General features: G+C 30.3%; 16 protein-coding genes. 11 read left to right on the forward strand and 5 right to left on the reverse strand.

Annotation, left to right across the window (positions count from 1 at the left end; genetic code table 11):
* Positions 1-74: 74 nt before the first annotated feature.
* Positions 75-482, reverse strand: coding sequence for a helix-turn-helix domain-containing protein (locus tag BXU01_RS04155; protein ID WP_083691823.1), 408 nt, complete (start codon positions 480-482; stop codon positions 75-77).
* A 204-nt stretch (positions 483-686) separates the two neighbouring features.
* On the opposite strand from BXU01_RS04155, the gene BXU01_RS04160 reads away from it, so the two are divergent.
* Positions 687-1,004, forward strand: a complete 318-nt coding sequence (locus tag BXU01_RS04160) for a hypothetical protein (protein ID WP_083691824.1) — start codon at positions 687-689, stop codon at positions 1,002-1,004.
* A gap of 123 nt (positions 1,005-1,127) precedes the next feature.
* On the opposite strand, the gene BXU01_RS04165 is transcribed toward BXU01_RS04160, so the two are convergent.
* Genes BXU01_RS04165 through BXU01_RS04175 form a run of 3 tightly spaced genes read right to left on the reverse strand, consistent with a single transcriptional unit; the run spans position 1,128 to position 5,728 of the window.
* Positions 1,128-3,035 (reverse strand): response regulator, encoded by a 1,908-nt coding sequence (locus BXU01_RS04165; RefSeq protein ID WP_083691825.1) that lies wholly within the window; start codon positions 3,033-3,035, stop codon positions 1,128-1,130.
* A complete protein-coding gene (locus BXU01_RS04170) occupies positions 3,032-3,664 on the reverse strand; it encodes a hypothetical protein (protein WP_083691826.1) in 633 nt (210 codons plus the stop codon). The genes BXU01_RS04165 and BXU01_RS04170 overlap by 4 nt, the downstream gene beginning before the upstream one ends.
* Before the next feature lie 3 nt (positions 3,665-3,667).
* Positions 3,668-5,728, reverse strand: a complete 2,061-nt coding sequence (locus tag BXU01_RS04175; RefSeq protein ID WP_083691827.1) for a reverse transcriptase domain-containing protein — start codon at positions 5,726-5,728, stop codon at positions 3,668-3,670.
* Between the two features lie 351 nt (positions 5,729-6,079).
* On the opposite strand from BXU01_RS04175, the gene BXU01_RS04180 reads away from it, so the two are divergent.
* Positions 6,080-7,096: a YafY family protein gene (locus BXU01_RS04180; protein WP_083691828.1), complete on the forward strand. Its 1,017-nt coding sequence runs from the start codon at positions 6,080-6,082 to the stop codon at positions 7,094-7,096.
* A gap of 63 nt (positions 7,097-7,159) precedes the next feature.
* Here the strand turns inward: BXU01_RS04180 and BXU01_RS04185 are convergent, their stop codons facing one another.
* The gene (locus BXU01_RS04185; protein ID WP_083691829.1) at positions 7,160-10,600 is read right to left on the reverse strand and encodes a methylmalonyl-CoA mutase family protein; all 3,441 of its coding nucleotides are present in this window, start codon (positions 10,598-10,600) and stop codon (positions 7,160-7,162) included.
* Positions 10,601-10,903: 303 nt separating this feature from the next.
* Between BXU01_RS04185 and BXU01_RS04190 the strand changes: the two genes are divergently transcribed.
* The 9 genes from BXU01_RS04190 to purU all read left to right on the forward strand — a co-directional run bounded on the left by BXU01_RS04190 (position 10,904) and on the right by purU (position 18,294).
* Positions 10,904-12,475, forward strand: a complete 1,572-nt coding sequence (locus BXU01_RS04190; protein WP_083691830.1) for a murein L,D-transpeptidase — start codon at positions 10,904-10,906, stop codon at positions 12,473-12,475.
* Positions 12,476-12,692: 217 nt separating this feature from the next.
* On the forward strand, positions 12,693-13,034 hold the full coding sequence (locus BXU01_RS04195; protein ID WP_083691831.1) for a hypothetical protein: 342 nt from the start codon (positions 12,693-12,695) through the stop codon (positions 13,032-13,034).
* Positions 13,035-13,233: 199 nt separating this feature from the next.
* Positions 13,234-13,884: a hypothetical protein gene (locus BXU01_RS04200; RefSeq protein WP_083691832.1), complete on the forward strand. Its 651-nt coding sequence runs from the start codon at positions 13,234-13,236 to the stop codon at positions 13,882-13,884.
* Positions 13,885-13,994: 110 nt separating this feature from the next.
* On the forward strand, positions 13,995-14,417 hold the full coding sequence (locus tag BXU01_RS04205) for a cytochrome c oxidase assembly factor Coa1 family protein (protein ID WP_083691833.1): 423 nt from the start codon (positions 13,995-13,997) through the stop codon (positions 14,415-14,417).
* Between the two features lie 163 nt (positions 14,418-14,580).
* Positions 14,581-15,198 (forward strand): hypothetical protein, encoded by a 618-nt coding sequence (locus tag BXU01_RS04210; RefSeq protein ID WP_083691834.1) that lies wholly within the window; start codon positions 14,581-14,583, stop codon positions 15,196-15,198.
* 39 nt (positions 15,199-15,237) lie between these two features.
* Complete coding sequence (locus BXU01_RS04215; protein WP_083691835.1) at positions 15,238-15,801, forward strand: hypothetical protein; 564 nt, start codon at positions 15,238-15,240, stop codon at positions 15,799-15,801.
* Between the two features lie 57 nt (positions 15,802-15,858).
* A complete protein-coding gene (locus tag BXU01_RS04220; RefSeq protein ID WP_083691836.1) occupies positions 15,859-16,431 on the forward strand; it encodes a hypothetical protein in 573 nt (190 codons plus the stop codon).
* A 170-nt stretch (positions 16,432-16,601) separates the two neighbouring features.
* Positions 16,602-17,330, forward strand: a complete 729-nt coding sequence (locus BXU01_RS04225; RefSeq protein ID WP_083691837.1) for a DUF4197 domain-containing protein — start codon at positions 16,602-16,604, stop codon at positions 17,328-17,330.
* 109 nt (positions 17,331-17,439) lie between these two features.
* Positions 17,440-18,294, forward strand: coding sequence for a formyltetrahydrofolate deformylase (gene purU, locus BXU01_RS04230; protein WP_083691838.1), 855 nt, complete (start codon positions 17,440-17,442; stop codon positions 18,292-18,294).
* Positions 18,295-18,372 lie beyond the last annotated feature (78 nt).

The following is an 18,372-nucleotide window of genomic DNA, read 5'->3' on the forward strand; positions in this document are numbered from 1 at the left end:
TTTTATGAATAATATTTAGCGCTACTTTTTCTGTGGTATTAAAGTATTTGCATTATTGATCTCATTAAAAAATACTATTTCTGATTTAGTAATTTTTCTAAATATTCGATTTTGTCTTTTTCAGCCTGAAGCAAACGTTCGTAAAGTTTTTTATTTTCTTCTACAGTTTCCATTAATTTATCTAACGGATTGAAAGTACAATTATTAAGTCCAAAATAGTTATTAGGACTTTCATTGAAAGTATTGAAATAATTAATTGCAGCTTCGTCAGAAAAATTCTTAATGGCTTCAACAGTTACACCAAGTGCTTTTGCTACTTCGATAAGTTTATCTTCATCAATTGTTTCGCTGTTTTCTATAGCGGAAACTGCTTGTTGGTTTGTTCCTAAAGCTTGTGCCAAAGCTTCTTGTTTCATATCTCGAAGTTCACGAATACGGCTTATTTTTCGCCCTATATGATTTGGTTTTGTAATTGTGCTCATAATTCAAAGATAATAATTAAGTGTAATAACTCGCAAAATGTAAAAAACATATTTATCGCCGTACAATACTGCTAAAAATGATTTGCTACAGTAGAGATCTATTGCTTACTTCGCCACGTCAAACAAAAGTACGATTTTTCTTTCTATAAAATAATAAGAGTCTAATTGTAAAATGATTAAATACAACTAAAAAATACACGCCTTATGGAAACAAATGAAATGGAAACTTTATCAAGACTTAAAAAATTAACGGCACTACATTTTCGCACATTAAAACCTGCAAACGACAAATCAGAAACTTACATCGCTCAAATTAAGGTTTTAAATTATTTTGAATTAGGCTGCATTATCACAGATATGCTAAAATTAAGTATTCTTGCACTCGATCACGATATGAATAATGTTGCCGAAAAGAAAAACCAATCTATAAACGTAGGTTTGATTCTGGAAATTGTTGTACAAATGTTTCCTTTGGAAGAATTTGAGTTTTTGAGTTGTGTTGAGGAGGTTATTCAACACTAGCTCTCAATAAGTGAAAAACTATTAATTTTGTCGTTGTGATTCTATTTTTTATTATAATTGAAAAAGCAGCTACTTTAGAACTGCTTTGCAATTTAAATTTATATATATCATTATTTACAATAACTAAATGATAGAATCATTTCCTGTCAACAAAAATGAAATCAATTTAAACAAATCTAATGATACATTTGAGGCTATATGCTTATCTTTTTCTAATAAAGAATGAAATCCTGTATTAGAATTCTCCCCATGAGTTATATAGAGAGTATTTCGTATTTTATTAGAATCTTGTAAAATCTGAAGATAATTATTTACACGGCTTGATAATTTTAAAGCATCTTTGGCAAGCAAAAAAAATGCTATCTGTAAAGAAAGTCTATCTCTATAATTCTCTCTTTTTAATTTAAATCCATTTCGGTCAAATTCAAAAAAGGGAGCTACATTTTTTCTCTGAAAACTGGAATAAATTTCTCTTCTTACTTTATTAAGATTTGGACTTGAACGGCGCCCTCTCTCGTTAATTTCTTCCTCAAAAATTGGTTTGTCTTTTATAAAAAATTTATCAGGTGACTGATTTTTAATTTTCCAACTATCAAGTGGAAGATACACATGAGTGCCACTAGCATCCAAAAAAGATGTGTGAGACATCTCTAAATTTTTTTCAAAAAAACATTCTTGTATTTCATTAAGAATACTCCACAAAGTCATGAAGGATAAAGTATCATATGAATAATGGAATTTTTGTGTATTAAAGTCAGATTGTTCAAATTTTGTTTTTATTAAACCATAAAACATCTCTAATCTTTCAATTATTCGAGATTGAATTATTAAGGGGGGATTATCAGTTATCTCAGGTAAAAGAGAAGTTTTTATTTTCAATATTGCATCCCAGTACAATCTTAAATATTCGCTTTTTTCTATTAAAAAATTAGTTTCAATAAGAAAATCCAAATAATTATCAAATGACTCCTCTTTTGAAGAATCAGTAGATTCTTTGACATACATACCATCCGCTCCTGCTTCAAGAATTTGATTTAATGTACTTGCTTTCTGTGAAGCAGTAAAAATCAGCAAGGGAACATGTAATGATTTTTCGTCACTTTTAATTTTATTTATCAACTGAATTCCATTACTTATATCTACTGAACTAGTAGTCAACAAATCCGCAGGTAATCTTAAATCTAAAAAAATAAAATCATAAATAGAAAAATCAGAAACTAATAATGCATCAGTGAGATTTAATTTTACATCAATATTAGCTGGATAAAATATTTTCTCAAGAGCAAATTTCCATCCTTTATTTGCATTATCATCAATTAATAAAATTTTCTGAAGTTTTGAAATATTAGATGTTAACTTTGTTTTCTCAATACCAATCTTACTTTCATGAACATATCCATTAAAATGAATAATAGTAGAGTCTTCAACTCCATGCTCTTTTAGTTTCTGTTTAAAAAATATCGTTTTAGGAATTTGATAAGACTGCTCAATTTTTTGTAATGAAATACCATAATTTAAAAGCAGTTTAATTGCCCCCCATTCATTAGTAGCTTGATGTCTGTCTAATACCAAAAACTTCTGATAATTAGAAACGTAATTAATATAATCAAAATTCAACTCAAAAACATTACAAAATCTTTCTAATTCAGAAACATCGCTTTTATCTAATAATTCAGATAATTGTCCCTTATTAATCAACTTAATAGCCCTGTTTAAAAATAATCCAAAATCATTTTCATACGGAGAAAGTAAATTTTGTGTTTCAGATAAAAAACATATTATTCCTTTAGAAGAAGTTATTAAATGGTGTGCCAATAGAAATAAATGCTGCTTATTAATTTCAAAATCTATGACAATAAATGATTTATTATCTTTAATACCTTCACAAATTAAATAAGGAACATATTCATCTGAATAATTCTTCCAAGCATTAGGTATTACGTTTTGGACTTTATTTACATCTATTATTTCGCAACTATCGTTACAAAATTTAAAATCATCTGGTTTTTCAGTAATTATAATTTTTTTCATAAACTTCTTAATTGTTCAATTAAATCATTGCCTTCACAACTTAATATTTTTTCATACATAGGAGAAGGTATCTTAACATATTTAAGCTTTAGCAATGTATTAAACTCTAATGATTGTAAAATCGTCTCATTCAAAGCCTCTAAATCTTGCATTTCAATAATTTTACCAATTAAAAACTTCTCATAATCAAAATATAAAATCTCTAACTTCCATTCTTGAAGAAGTATTGATTTTTTCAAAAATGAAGAATAATTATTTTCCATTTTTTTTCTCTGAATACTTCTATAGATAAAACTACCTTCTTCATTTAAAAAAGCTTCTTTTATGGCACCACTAAAAAGGATAAGTTTTGATCCAAAATCAATTTTAATTAAATCAATTATATTTGATGGTATTAAACCATCTCCCTTTTGGCTATTATGAATGAAAATATATTCATAATCATCTACATCAAAAATTGCTTTACATGAATTTCCAGCAATATCATAATCAAAAAGAACTTTTGCATCATTTTCAACTCTTACAAAGTCAATACTTCCAATTGATTTTTTTTTCCATATATCTAAATATGAAATAGTTTTTGAATTATCACTATAAATTTTATCATCTAATATTAATATTTTTTTCATATTTTAATCGTAAAAAGTAAATATATATTTAAACCCTTGAGGGTCTTCATCAATTGGCTTCACTTTACTAGCATATGGCAAAACACGACATTCATAATTTTCCTCCATTATAGATTTAAATTGAACTTTAAAATCGCAAATACCCACTAAAACTGGGAAAAAGTCTCTTCGCATATCAGAAAGTATATTATCTATACTTCCCATTAACAGAGAATTCTTATCCAAAATTGATAATTCAATTTTTATTAAATCATTTACTGCCTTTCTTTCGATATTAATTATAATTCCTTTTTCCTCTAAAGTAAAATTCCTGTTTCCGTTTACATTAGAATGCTTAAGTATTGACTCAAAAATTATTGAAAGTGCAATTTTAACATTAGGAACCCAAGTAAAAAAATTAGCTTTTGATTGAAATTTTTGCAATTCAGGATAAAAAATTATTTGTTTATAGTCAAACAATCCTGAATTATCATTTTCACCAAATGAATAAACAATATTATTAATTTGATCTGAAAATTCCTTTTTAAGAGCTGTCCTTATAATCAAATCAGATAAAATAGATGATTCGCTTTTTTCATTTCCAAATCGATAATCCCCTTTAAATAATTGAATTTTAGCACCAATATTCTTATCTTCTAATGGGTGCAAATTATTAATATTATAAAAATCTATTCCAGAAGTTCTTAAAATTTCAAATAAATTTTGCACTCCACTTATTAAATCTTTTGGAATATTCAATTTATTATTGTTATCAACTGAAAAATCCATAAATTGCTTGTTTGCTGTTTTTAATATTTCAATAAAGTTAAAATCATTTTCATTAACAGGTTTATGAACTAATTGCTTAAATGAATACTTGTTATCATATTTAAAAAATTTCAATAATTTGACTGTTTCTTGGGGGTCGTGTTTTACTTCTTTTATATTACTAATCTGTACCGCCTGAAATGATATTTTTTTCTCACTTAAAACCCTAAATCTTTCATACAATTTTAAATAAGTGCCATTCTCGGCTCCTTTCACCATTTTTAAGAAATTTAATTTCCCGTCTAGCACAAATTCCAAGTTTGGCACTCTTTTCTTAACATAACCTCGATCTTTAAAATATTGCGAGCCAAAGAACAGATTTGCTTTCTCATAACCATGATTTTCCCAATAAAATAGCCACATACGTAATTGCTTAATATAACGTGAATTCACATTTGGTTTTGCATTTACTATAAGTCCTGTAACTTCTTGTCTATATCCTTTCTTTTGAAGTCTAGTTTTAGATTGTTTAATATGAAAATTTTGGGAACTAATAACTCTGTTTAGTTCTTTTATAAAATCACTATTTTCGTTATATACATTATGCATTGAACTAAAAGTTATGTCATCTGCATAACGACTATATCTAAGTCCGAAGCGTTTTGCTACAGCTGTTAAATAAAAATCTAATTGTTGACAAATAATGTTTGTAATTGTTGGTGATGTAGGAGCTCCTTGAGGCAAAACATTTCTATTCACAATTTGCCATTCATTATTTTCATCTAACCTCTCGACATCAATTTTAAAACAGCACAAAGACGAAATCATATTTGCTACTTCCAAAAGATCCCTTTCTTTATTTAAGTTAAAAGGTGGATATTGTAATCTTCCCCAAATTCTAGCTTGATCAATTGAAGAAAAAAAATCTTTTAGATCTATATTATATATGTAGTGATTTCCTGAATGAATATTAGCATTATTTACAATTGATTTACTTTTCACGAAACCATAAACTGAAGGATGAACATCATAAATAGTTTGAAAAATAAGATTTAAACATTTTTGAATTGCCTTTAATCCTTTAGAAGGTGAATTTATCGTTCTATCTGCACCAGATTTTTTTTTAACAATAAAGCTTTTATACTTTTTTGTATTGGAATTACTGTGAAAGTTCAGGTGATTTAAATCAAAACTCTGTGTCTTTTCTCCATAAATAAAAGGTTTCACATAATTTAATAAATCAAGAAAATCATGCTTACTTTTCATATTTTGAAAAGTTTCTTTTATAAAAATAATATTTTCTGTTTTTAAAATCATCTATTAGTTTTAACAAATCTTTGATGTCCGCTTTGTTTTCTTTGTGTATGGCCCAGAAAAATTATAAATATATTAATAGAATAAAAGCAATTAAAAATAATAACTTGAAGGCATAAAAAGCACATATGGCCAGGAATGACCAATAATACATTCAGTTTTCAGGATTAATCCTGAAAACCATCCAACCGGTTTTTTATTACTTACATAATAAACAGTTGGCAAAATCAAAATCTTCAGCGGACATTCAAAGAACTGTACAAAGTAAATATCTACCTATGCAGTACAACTGCACAAATATAATTTTTTTGTTTATATTTGATCATTGATAAATTACTTATTTACTTAATATAAGTGGCGACAAATAAAAATGCTTTAATAAGATATAAAATATTAGACAATTGTTTTAGAAATATTGGAAAAAAATATTTTATTGACAATCTCATTGAAGAATGCAATAAAGCATTATCTGAGATTGATTCTTCGTCAAATGGTATAAGTAGGAGACAAATCTTCGAAGATATTCTTTTTATGCAAAGTTCAGAAGGATGGAGTATTGCACTTTCAAAAATTAAAGAAGGAAGAAAAGTGTATTATAGATATGAAGATCCTAATTTTTCTATTAACAATATGCCTTTAAACAGTTTTGAAGTTCATCAACTTCAAGTAGCTCTTGATATTTTATCACAGTTTAAGGGAATGCCTCAATTTGAATGGATTCATGAACTTGTACCAAAATTAAAACAAGGAATGGTTCATGACAATGAATCATTTTCAACTATTATAAACTTCGACTCTAACAAATATCTTAAGGGCATAGAATATTTAGGTTTGTTATATAATGCCATATATAACAAAAAAGTTCTTTTAATAAAATATCAACCATTTAATCATAGTCAACCTTATAATTTAAAAATTCATCCTTACTATCTGAAGCAATATAATAATAGATGGTTTTTATATGGTTATAGTCCAGAAAAAGAAAAATTTGATTGGAATATGGCATTAGATAGAATAGTTGACATATCTGAAATCCTAGATAATTATCAAGACAATTTGAATATTGATTGGTTAGAATATTTTGAAGATATACTTGGAGTAACTAAACATATAGATGCTAAAGTTGAGAATATAACTCTTCACTTTTATGGCAAAACAGGAAATTATATTATTTCAAAACCCATACATGGTTCTCAAAAATCAAAATGGATTAGTAATGAAATTTTAGAAGTAAAATTGCAATTGATTATTAATTATGAATTAGAACATTTTATTCTTTCATATGTTGATACTGTTTTAGTTGTAGAACCTAAAGAACTGCGATTTGCAATTCAAAAAAGAATTGAAAACGCAAGAATAATTAATGAATAATCTCTATTTAAGAAAAACCTCCCATTTCTGAGAGGTTTTTCCATAAATATAAAACAATAAATTCTACATATTCCTTCTATATTGCCCGCCAACTTCAAACAATGCCGAAGTAATCTGACCAAGCGAACAAACCTTTGTAGCTTCCATTAAATGATCGAATAAATTTTCGTTTTTAATTGCGGCTTCTTGTAGTTTGTTTAAATGCTCGTTTACTTTTGCTTCGTGAAACTGGTGTAAGTTATCGAGCATTGTAATTTGATATTGTTTTTCTTCTTCGGTGGCGCGAATTACTTCTGCCGGAATTACCGTTGGAGAACCTTTTGAACTCAGGAAAGTATTTACACCCACAATTGGGAAATCTCCGTTGTGTTTTAGAGTTTCATAATACAAACTTTCTTCCTGAATTTTAGAACGTTGGTACATGGTTTCCATTGCACCCAAAACTCCGCCACGTTCTGTGATTCGGTCGAATTCTTGCAGAACGGCTGATTCAACTAAATCTGTTAATTCTTCGATGATGAACGAACCTTGAATTGGGTTTTCGTTTTTGGCCAGACCTAATTCTTTATTAATAATCAACTGAATCGCCATTGCTCTGCGCACAGATTCTTCGGTTGGTGTTGTAATCGCTTCATCGTAAGCATTTGTGTGTAACGAATTACAGTTGTCGTAAATCGCATACAAAGCTTGTAAAGTGGTTCTGATATCATTAAAATCAATTTCCTGTGCGTGCAATGAACGTCCAGAAGTTTGAATATGATATTTTAGCATTTGCGCTCTTTCGTTGGCTCCGTATTTGTTTTTCATAGCTTTCGCCCAAATTTTACGCGCCACACGCCCAATAACAGAATATTCAGGATCTACTCCGTTCGAGAAAAAGAACGATAAATTTGGTCCAAAATCGTTGATGTTCATTCCGCGGCTTAAGTAATATTCCACGTAAGTGAAACCATTCGAAAGCGTAAATGCCAATTGCGTAATTGGGTTCGCTCCCGCCTCTGCAATATGATATCCTGAAATCGAAACCGAATAGAAATTACGAACGTTTTTGGTAATAAAATATTCCTGAACGTCGCCCATTAATCTTAGTGCAAATTCGGTAGAGAAAATACAAGTGTTTTGTGCCTGATCTTCTTTCAAAATATCAGCCTGAACCGTTCCACGAACTTGCGATAATGTTTTGACTTTTATTTCATTATAAACGTCCAAAGGCAAAACCTGATCTCCGGTAACTCCCAAAAGCATTAATCCTAAACCGTTGTTTCCTTCCGGTAAATCGCCTTGGTATCTTGGTCTTTCTGTTCCTTTTTCTTTATATATTTTATTGATTTTAGCTTCAACTTCTTTTTCAAGATCGTTTGCTTTTATGTAATATTCGCATTGCTGATCGATCGCTGCATTCATAAAAAAGCCCAACAACATTGGCGCTGGTCCGTTTATGGTCATACTTACAGATGTTAAAGCATGTACCAAATCAAAACCTGAATACAATTTTTTAGCATCATCCAAACAACAAATTGAAACTCCCGCGTTTCCAATTTTCCCGTAAATATCAGGACGAATATCCGGATCGTTTCCGTATAAAGTTACACTATCAAAAGCAGTCGAAAGTCGTTTTGCAGGCAATCCTGCGCTCACATAATGAAAACGTTTGTTGGTTCTTTCCGGTCCGCCTTCTCCGGCAAACATTCTTGACGGATCCTCGCCTTCACGCTTAAACGGATATAATCCTGAAGCAAACGGAAATTCTCCAGGAACATTTTCCTGTAAATTCCAACGTAAAATATCGCCCCAAGCTTCGTATTTAGGCAAAGCAATTTTTGGAATTTGCAAATGCGATAAACTTTCAGAATGTGTCGCAATCTTAATTTCTTTATCACGAACCTTAAACGAGTAAACCGGATTTTTGTATTTGGCTACTTTTTCATCCCAATTCAGAATAATTTCCCAATTGTACGGATCTAAATCCATTTTTACTTTATCAAACTGATTTAGCAAAAGATTTAAAAATATTCTGTTTTCGTCGTGTGCTTCGGTTGCGCTTGGTAAAACAGTCGAATCGTCAATTCCTGCTTTATTTATCTGCGGAATTTTCCCTGAAACTGATTCTATCGTTTTAAAGATTCCATATAGTTTTTGAGCTACTTTTTGCTGCGAAAGCGCGATTTCATCATAAGATCTGTTATTCTCTGCAATTTCAGATAAATAACGCGTTCTGTGTGGCGGAATCACGAAGATTTTCTCGCTCATTTCCTTCGTAATCTGAAAAGTCGATTTTAATTCGGATGCTGTTTTCTCCACAATTTTATCCATGATCGCTTTATAAAGCGTGTTCATTCCAGGATCGTTAAACTGCGATGCAATGGTTCCGAAAACCGGCATTTCATCCGGATTTTTATCCCAAAGATTATGATTGCGTTGGTATTGTTTTTTAACGTCACGAATCGCGTCTAATGCGCCTCTTTTGTCAAACTTATTTAAAGCTACCAAATCAGCAAAATCAAGCATGTCGATTTTTTCTAATTGTGTTGCTGCACCAAATTCCGGCGTCATTACATATAAGGATACATCAGAATGGTCCATAATCTCAGTATCAGATTGTCCAATTCCTGAAGTTTCCAGAATAATCAAATCATATTTTGCCGCTTTCAAAACCTGAATTGCTTCGGCAACATATTTAGACAATGCCAGATTTGATTGACGTGTTGCCAAAGAACGCATATAAACACGTGGATTATTAATAGCATTCATACGGATTCTGTCTCCTAAAAGTGCTCCTCCGGTTTTACGTTTCGAAGGATCGACAGAAATTAATCCAATTGTTTTTTCAGGGAAATCAATTAAAAAACGACGAACTAATTCGTCAACCAAAGATGATTTTCCGGCTCCACCAGTTCCTGTAATTCCTAAAACCGGAATTTTAGAATTGGTATTATTGGTATGAATTTGATCGAAAACAGGTTTTGCTATTTCAGGGAAATTCTCCGCTGCCGAAATTAATCTCGCAATTGCCGTTGGAATTTTATTTTCGATATGATCGATTTCTCCGTTTAGTTTGTCTCCAATAGGATAATCAGATTGTTCTACCAAATCATTAATCATTCCTTGTAATCCCAAAGAACGGCCATCATCAGGAGAATAAATTCTGGTGATACCATAATCCTGTAATTCGGCAATTTCGCTTGGCAGGATTACTCCGCCTCCACCGCCAAAAATCTTAATATGTCCCGCTCCTTTTTCATGAAGCAAGTCATACATATATTTAAAGTATTCATTATGACCTCCTTGATAAGATGTCATGGCAATTGCATTTGCATCTTCCTGAATAGCAGTATTTACCACTTCTTCGACACTGCGATCATGCCCCAAATGAATTACCTCAACTCCAGTTGACTGAATAATACGACGCATGATGTTAATCGCTGCATCATGCCCGTCAAAAAGAGAAGCCGCTGTAACAATTCTTACTTTATTTTTAGGATTATATGGTATTTGTTGTTCCATTTTATGAATATGATAATTTTAAGGGAGCAATTTACAAAATATTATAATATTTGTTCATCCTAATATCTTTTTGTTAACAAAAAAAATAATCTTTTTTATGCGAGAGGGGTAACAATTTAAATACTTATCTGATTTATCTTATATAAGTCTTATAGAAATGTTAACAACATGGTAATCTTGAAAAATTTAAATTAAATACAACAACTTGTTTTCCAGATACCTAAAGTAATTTAGCAGAGTACAAAAGCCCCAAATTTTACCCCTAAACTTTTACTGTTAGTCATCAACGTAAAATTTTAAAAAATGAAAACATTATATCCAATCACCCTAATATTAAGCTTGAGTTTTTTTATCTCTTCTTTTAACAGAAATGAAAATGACATTGTTTCGTATAAAAAAACTGCAACTATTGCTAACGTTTACACAAATTCAGATCCTGATAATGTAGACGAACTTTCAAATGACTTCTTTAAAAGATATTCGGATTTAAAAAAATATAAATCTGATGTCATGTCGCTATATAAAAATAGAACTTTAGGAACCATTTGGTTTGATGAAGATGATATGAATGAATTTGCAACTGTATTGTATGAAAAAGCTAAAAAAACAAATGATTTGATTATCCCTTATCAAAAAGAAATCGATGATCTTTTTTCTTCATCAGCAACAAAGCTTTCTAAAACAGATGCTGATATGCTAATAAGTTCTTTATATATTGCTTATGCGAAAAAAATCAATTCAGATTCTAAGAAAAAAGTCTCTTATGATGCTATGCTCAAAGATTTTTTAAACTACAGCACAATCGAAGAAGCCAATGCTTCTACAACTGCAAATGCAGATGTTAAAGTAGAATATGACCAATATTACAAATTGCAAGATGTGCTGAAAAAATATAAAAAATTAGACCGTACAAATAAATGGAAACCTATTGTTCCGGAAGAAACACCTTATAAAGATTTACGTCCGGATGCTGTTTCCAGCACTATTGCACAGGTTAGAACTCGTTTGTATTTATTGGGAGATCTAAAAAATGATTCTAAAAGTAATGTTTACGATCGTGAATTGATGGATGCCGTAATGAAATATAAAGTTCGTAATGGTTTTAAACCTAACTATATTTTAGCCGAAGAACATATTAAAGAAATGAATGTGCCAATTTCTGAGAAAATAGAAACACTAAAACTTAATATGGAAAGATGCCGCGCTATATCAGCTCAGATTGCCAGTAGCGATGAATATGTTTTAGTAAATATTCCTTCATATGAATTGATTTATGTTAAAAACGGAAAAGTACAATTGACTTCGAGTGTATTTGTTGGTGCGCCATTAACTAAAACAACCATTTTTAACAGTGAAATTGACAGAATCGTTTTCAGCCCTTACTGGACAGTACCGCAAAGTATTGTAAACAACGAATTAAAAGGAAAAATAGCCTCTGATAAAAATTATCTTGCCGAAAAAAATATGGAAATTGTAAATGGTCAGGTAAGACAAAAACCAGGTCCTGACAATTCATTAGGTTTGGTAAAATTTATGTTTCCAAATCCAGATGATATATACTTGCACGATACACCTGCAAAAACGTTATTTGATTTTGAAAAAAGAACTTTCAGCCATGGTTGTATAAATGTAAAAATGGCAAAAGAATTAGCCGTTGCAATGCTTCAGGATTATCCGGAATGGACTCCTGCGAAAATTGATAAAGCTATGGAAGGTAAAACAGAAAACAGTTTTAAATTAACTAAAAAGGTACCTATTTATATCACTTATTTTACCTCTTTGGTAAATGAAAAAGGCGAAATTGGTTTCTTTCAGGATGTTTATGAAAAAGATGCTGAAATTCTTTTTCCTCAGGCAGAAGTTGTAACTAACTAATATTAGAATTTTAAATAGCATATTAAGCTTCTTATTTATTTCAATCACGAATTGAGATAAATAAGAAGCTTTTTTTGTGAACAGAATATAGCCTTTATACAAACTCAAATAAAAACCTTAAGTTATTAATATTAAAACTTTTAGAGAATAAAATATTTTAAAGAGAGACGGATCTTTGCATAATAATTATACCACTATTATAAAAAATAAATTTGTCATGAAAACAGAAAATATTGAAGGATTATCACTTTTTGAAATAAATGTATTGATTCAACAAGGCGGAAGATTTGTTATGTTTCCAAATCTTATTACCAAATTAAAAAGTTCAACTATTTATTTTATTCGCCCTGAAGAAAAAATATACAAATACGCCTTTAAACATTTTATAAAGAATTTATCAAATGGTCGACGCACATTTCCTTTAAAACCATTTTACATTTCAAAATCATTATTTTATTTGGCCATTGGCGGTAAAGATTATACCCAAAACATGCTGGCTGACTTAAAACAGATCAATCCAATATATAATCCTAATTTATATTGTCTTCAATACGTTTAAATTTAAAAGAATATAAACTTTTAATTTTTTATCAGAACATCTATTGCTCAAAAGATCTTGCCATAATTGTCTTAAAGTGTTATTTAAAAAACTTTTACCGGCAAACTTAGAAGTTAACAAAAAATATATTTACGAATTGAATTTAGCTCTTTTACAGGGCTAAATTCTTTTTTTATTTAACTTCTAAAACGATCTAAATATGAAAACCACTACATTCAGAATCTTTATTCTATGCCTTATTTTAGGTACAGCAGCTTGTTCTTCTAACGACTCTGCTGAGAATGAAACTACATCTCCGGAAAAAAAACTATACGATTACTATGTTGACAGCAACATGCAAAAATCAATAGATCAACTTGGTATTACAATACACAAAGGCAATACTCCTCCTACGGTAGAAGGTATTTATAAAATTGATCCTTTGCGTTGTACCATGTCTAATTTTAGTGACGGAATGCTGGGAGTTGAACTTGGCGCATCTACTCTTACATTATCAAATCAAAACACAGTTAATTTAAGCGTTGATTATAAAAGCTTCACTATTTACTCTTATGAAGATAAGAATGAAACCTGGGAAGGAAAAGGCTCCTTTATTTCTGGCCAAGGCAACAAATTCTCTATATTATTACATAGTAACGGCGAACTGGAAAACGGAATTTATAAAGCAAAATTCCAAAATTTAATCATTCTTTCCGGCGAACTGGATGTTCAGGATGACAAAATAAAAGGGATCAAAAATTTACAACTCGCCTCTATTATGTCTGATGATTATCAAGATCCTTACAATACTTTAATATCAATAGGTCAGGGACGCCTTTTTACCAATAGTTATGCCGGTACAAATAAGTAAAATATCCTGAGTCATATTTTTTCTGATGCTATTTTCGAATAAATTTTTTATCGAGAATAACAGTATTTTTCTATCTTTAAACTCTAATATTAAATTATTATTTTTAAATCATGGAAGACGACTACGTTGAAGTTAGAAAGAGTTGGTGGGAAAGAAACTGGAAATGGTTAGTACCAACCGGATGTGTCAGCATTTTATTGATTTTTGTATTATTTATAGCGGGAATTTTCTTTGGAGTTACGTCTATGATGACAAATTCTGATGTTTATAAAGGCACCATGAACGAGGTGCAGCATAACCAACTTGTAATCGAAAAATTAGGAACTCCTATTGAAGATGACGGAATGACTTCCGGCAGTATAAATACAACAAACAACGATCGCGGAAATTGTAATTTACAAATTCCGATAAAAGGACCTAAAGGCCAGGCAATCGTATTTGTTGTCGCTGAAAAAAAAGGAGTCTGGAAGTACAGTGAAATGACTGTTTTTATAAAAGCAACAAAAGAAGAAATTAATTTACTCAAAAAATAATTTCACATAAAAAGGCAGATTCTTGTTGGTTTCTGCCTTTTTTATTTCAAAATACTAAAATGATGTTATCTCAATAAAATTTATTTTTTAAGACTAGGATTCTTAATGCAAAAAACAACTTAGAAAGAGTACTTTTATCATAACAAATTTTCATATTTCAACCATGTATATCCGCCTGTCTTTCTTTTTATTATTTTTCGGTTTTTCGACTTTACTATTTTCTCAAAATCCCGCTAAAAAAGAGCCCATACATAAAGCATCAGCGAATACGATAAATTCAGATAATTATGTAAAAATATTGTGGCTGGATAATAACGGAACTCTTCAGCTCAATGAAGATTATATCAAAACAATCACAGACCAGCAACGAGCAGCATTGGGTTATATTGCAACCGATGTTGGCGGTGAATGTTATTGGGATGGAGAAAAGAAAGCAGACAAAAGCAACTTGAAATGTAAATTGCTGTCAGCGCTTAATTTAGGTTATCAATGCTCTGAAACGCATTTGTCTTTTCTAAAAAAATGGTTTAAAGATGATCTCAAAGTACTTGAGAGATTACAATATTGCAACAAAACTGATTCTTCGCAAAAAATTAAGGATGGTTTTGTAACATTAAAAATGATAACGAACCAATCAACAATTAAGATAATTTACTCAGCAGTTGGCAGCGACAGTAATGCGCAACAAAAATGGAGCTGGACAGAAGAGTCTACTTATTCTTTTACCAAAAATGGAATTAAACAAACTGACCGTAAAAACATCAATGGTCTATACAATTAGAAAAATCAAAAAAATTAAATTAAGTATTATCATTTACTCATGAATAAAATAAAATTGTTTTTTTTATACATCATTTTTCTTCAAAGTGCCTTTATATTAGCACAATCCAATAATTATCAAGCTCTTACCAATCGAGTAAAACAATTTTCGAAACCTGCAAAAGTATTGTTCAATAATATTGATGCCAAAGGAAATGGTTCGATAGAATTTACAAATGCAAAAAAACAAGTGCTGCGTTTTCGTTTAGATAATAAAAAACTTCAGGTTATGCATGGCGGAATTGCTTATCAGCTTTTTTATTATAAAAATAATTATTTGCAAAGAATTGAAACTTTTGATACCAGCGGAAATTTAGCTGCAGAAAGAGAATCAAAAAATGAAGCAGCCGTAAACTTCATTATTGATAAACCAGATTTATACCTAAAGAAAAAGAAACTTATTGATGCTGCCGAAGGAAATATCGACTTAAAAGAGGACAGCAATGAAAAAATTATAAGGGTAGAAATATTCGATCAGAATAATCTCCCGATAAGGGAATTTCAACCTACTTATATTTCCAGCAAAACATATTGGAATTATAATGTTAGAATGTATTGGCCTTAACAGAAGATTTTAGCCACTAAGTTTGATTATGAAATTATATTCAAAATTCACGATATCATGAATTGGAATAACGGAATGGGATATATTCGTTATATCATTTTACCAAATAATAACAATTGGCAACATATACTTGCCGATAGTTATAGCAGCGAAACTTTCACAACTAAAATAAAACAAGATAAAAAGTTTCTTGACAGCTATGATGCGTGTGTTTTTAAATTAATATCAGCTCGCGCGCACCATATATTTTATCAAAGTGAATCTTTTGGAACTATTTTAATGGATAGTGTATCATTTGAATTGGAAAAATTTTGCTTAAATTATTCTAAACAATACGATGGCGAAATTATAGTTCTAAAAGGACATCCGGAATGCTTTGATCTGTATGATATCGAAATATACATAAATGGAGTTTTGGTGCGAAAAAGTATTAATGTCGCCAAAGAATTATATAACAACGCACCGGAAATACTTAAACCAATGTATTCATCTTATGCAAATACAGAAATTGGACAACCATCTATTTTTGAAGAACTGCCGTATTTAATTCCATTTTTAAATCATTTTGGCTGGACAGAAGAATTTATGGATCAAAAAAAATGGCAAGCAGTAACCACTAATCTGGATTAAATTATGATATTATAATTCATCATTTTTTCAGAATATGTTCTTTTCTATAAAAAAACAAAGACCTCTAATGAGGAATGTTATTTATGAAACAAAATATTTCTACTCCCGAAATAAAATTGTGGCTTTGTTTTTGAATATGTAGTATTTTTGAACCTTATATACCCCAAATAATGAAAAAGATTTTAATTTTATCTCTTTGTATTTCACTAAGCTCTTATGCTCAGGTAAAGGAAACTTTAGCTCAAAAACTGTCAAGATTATCAACACAACTTTCAGGAGTTGGAGTTGGCGGCGTTGATATTGCATCTGGACTTAAAGAAGCTCTAAACAAAGGAATAACAGAACAAGTTAGCAAACTAACTGCTGTTGATGGTTTTTATAGAAACGAAGCTGTAAAAATCTTAATGCCGCCTGAATTACAAAAAGTCGACGCTACTTTACGCAAAATAGGTTTATCATCTCTTGCCGATGATGGAATAAAAGTATTAAATCGTGCTGCCGAAGATGCGGTAAAAGAAGCAACACCAATATTTGTTTCTGCTGTAAAAAACATGTCGTTTACAGATGCTAAAAATATCCTGCTAGGAAATGAAAGCGCTGCAACCACATATCTGCAAGGTAATACCAATACAGCTTTATACGCAAAATTTAATCCGGTGATTAAAACTTCTTTTGAAAAAGTAGGTGCTGATGTAGTTTGGAAAAATATTATCAACAAATACAACACGATTCCGCTAGTAAAAAAAGTAAACCCGGATCTGACTGATTATACAACCAATCAGGCTTTGGCAGGAGTTTTTAAAATGATTGCTGTTGAAGAAAAAGATATCCGTACCAATATTAATGCAAGAACTTCTCCTTTATTGAAAAAAGTTTTTGCGATGCAGGACAAAAAATAATTTTTTCTTGTTAACTGTTTAATCGTTTAGTTATTTGATTTGTAATTATAAATCAGGTATTTAAACGATTAAGCAAATCAACAATTAACCGATTAACCAAAAAACTAAAATGCAAAAAATAACAATTCTGATTCACTGCAAAGACCAGAAAGGAATTATCGCCGCAGTGACTACTTTTATTGCTAAAGTAGAAGGAAATATAATCTACATTGATCAGCATGTTGATGTGGAGCAAAATGTATTTTTTATGCGATTAGAATGCGAGCTGACCAATCATAATATTACTATTGATGGTCTTAAAGCCGACTTTGATCAAACCATTGCAACTGATTTTAATATGTCCTGGGATTTATACAATCAGGAACAAAAACCCAAAATGGCATTGTTTGTATCGAAATATGACCATTGCTTGTTTGATATTTTAGGACGATACAGCGCAGGAGAACTAAATGTTGAAATTCCGGTAATTATAAGTAATCATAATGATTTAAGGTCTATTGCAGAGCGTTTTGATATTCCGTTTCATTGTGTGCCTTTTACAAAAGACAACAAAGAAGAAGGTGAAGCAAAACAAATTGAATTACTAAAAAGATATCATATCAATTTTATTGTACTGGCGCGCTACATGCAAATTATTACACCAAATTTGATTGCGCTTTACGAGAATAAGATCATTAATATTCACCATTCATTTTTACCTGCTTTTCCCGGTGCAAAACCATACCATTCCGCTTTTAAACGCGGTGTAAAAATTATTGGTGCAACAAGTCATTATGTCACAGCAGAGTTAGATGAAGGGCCAATTATAGAACAGGATATCGCACCAGTTTCTCACATACATTCGGTAGATGATTTTATTATGAAAGGAAGAGATTTGGAACGTATTGTTTTAGCCCGTGCCATAAAACTGCATTCAGAACGTAAGACAATGGTTTATAGTAATAAAACGGTTGTTTTTTCTTAGGGACAAAAGCAAACAAAAGTTCAGAAGAGCAAAAGTTTTTTTTTCGTTACAACTTAATAAACAAACCCGACAGGTTTT

The organism is [Flexibacter] sp. ATCC 35103 (assembly GCF_001975985.1).
Taxonomy (GTDB): domain Bacteria; phylum Bacteroidota; class Bacteroidia; order Flavobacteriales; family Flavobacteriaceae; genus Flavobacterium.

Coding starts and splice junctions, on each gene's coding strand:
- BXU01_RS04155 (WP_083691823.1), bottom strand. CDS start 482: ATGAGCACAATTACAAAACCAAATCATATAGGGCGAAAAATAAGCCGT.
- BXU01_RS04160 (WP_083691824.1), top strand. CDS start 687: ATGGAAACAAATGAAATGGAAACTTTATCAAGACTTAAAAAATTAACG.
- BXU01_RS04165 (WP_083691825.1), bottom strand. CDS start 3,035: ATGAAAAAAATTATAATTACTGAAAAACCAGATGATTTTAAATTTTGT.
- BXU01_RS04170 (WP_083691826.1), bottom strand. CDS start 3,664: ATGAAAAAAATATTAATATTAGATGATAAAATTTATAGTGATAATTCA.
- BXU01_RS04175 (WP_083691827.1), bottom strand. CDS start 5,728: ATGATTTTAAAAACAGAAAATATTATTTTTATAAAAGAAACTTTTCAA.
- BXU01_RS04185 (WP_083691829.1), bottom strand. CDS start 10,600: ATGGAACAACAAATACCATATAATCCTAAAAATAAAGTAAGAATTGTT.
- BXU01_RS04190 (WP_083691830.1), top strand. CDS start 10,904: ATGAAAACATTATATCCAATCACCCTAATATTAAGCTTGAGTTTTTTT.
- BXU01_RS04195 (WP_083691831.1), top strand. CDS start 12,693: ATGAAAACAGAAAATATTGAAGGATTATCACTTTTTGAAATAAATGTA.
- BXU01_RS04200 (WP_083691832.1), top strand. CDS start 13,234: ATGAAAACCACTACATTCAGAATCTTTATTCTATGCCTTATTTTAGGT.
- BXU01_RS04205 (WP_083691833.1), top strand. CDS start 13,995: ATGGAAGACGACTACGTTGAAGTTAGAAAGAGTTGGTGGGAAAGAAAC.
- BXU01_RS04210 (WP_083691834.1), top strand. CDS start 14,581: ATGTATATCCGCCTGTCTTTCTTTTTATTATTTTTCGGTTTTTCGACT.
- BXU01_RS04215 (WP_083691835.1), top strand. CDS start 15,238: ATGAATAAAATAAAATTGTTTTTTTTATACATCATTTTTCTTCAAAGT.
- BXU01_RS04220 (WP_083691836.1), top strand. CDS start 15,859: ATGAATTGGAATAACGGAATGGGATATATTCGTTATATCATTTTACCA.
- BXU01_RS04225 (WP_083691837.1), top strand. CDS start 16,602: ATGAAAAAGATTTTAATTTTATCTCTTTGTATTTCACTAAGCTCTTAT.
- purU (WP_083691838.1), top strand. CDS start 17,440: ATGCAAAAAATAACAATTCTGATTCACTGCAAAGACCAGAAAGGAATT.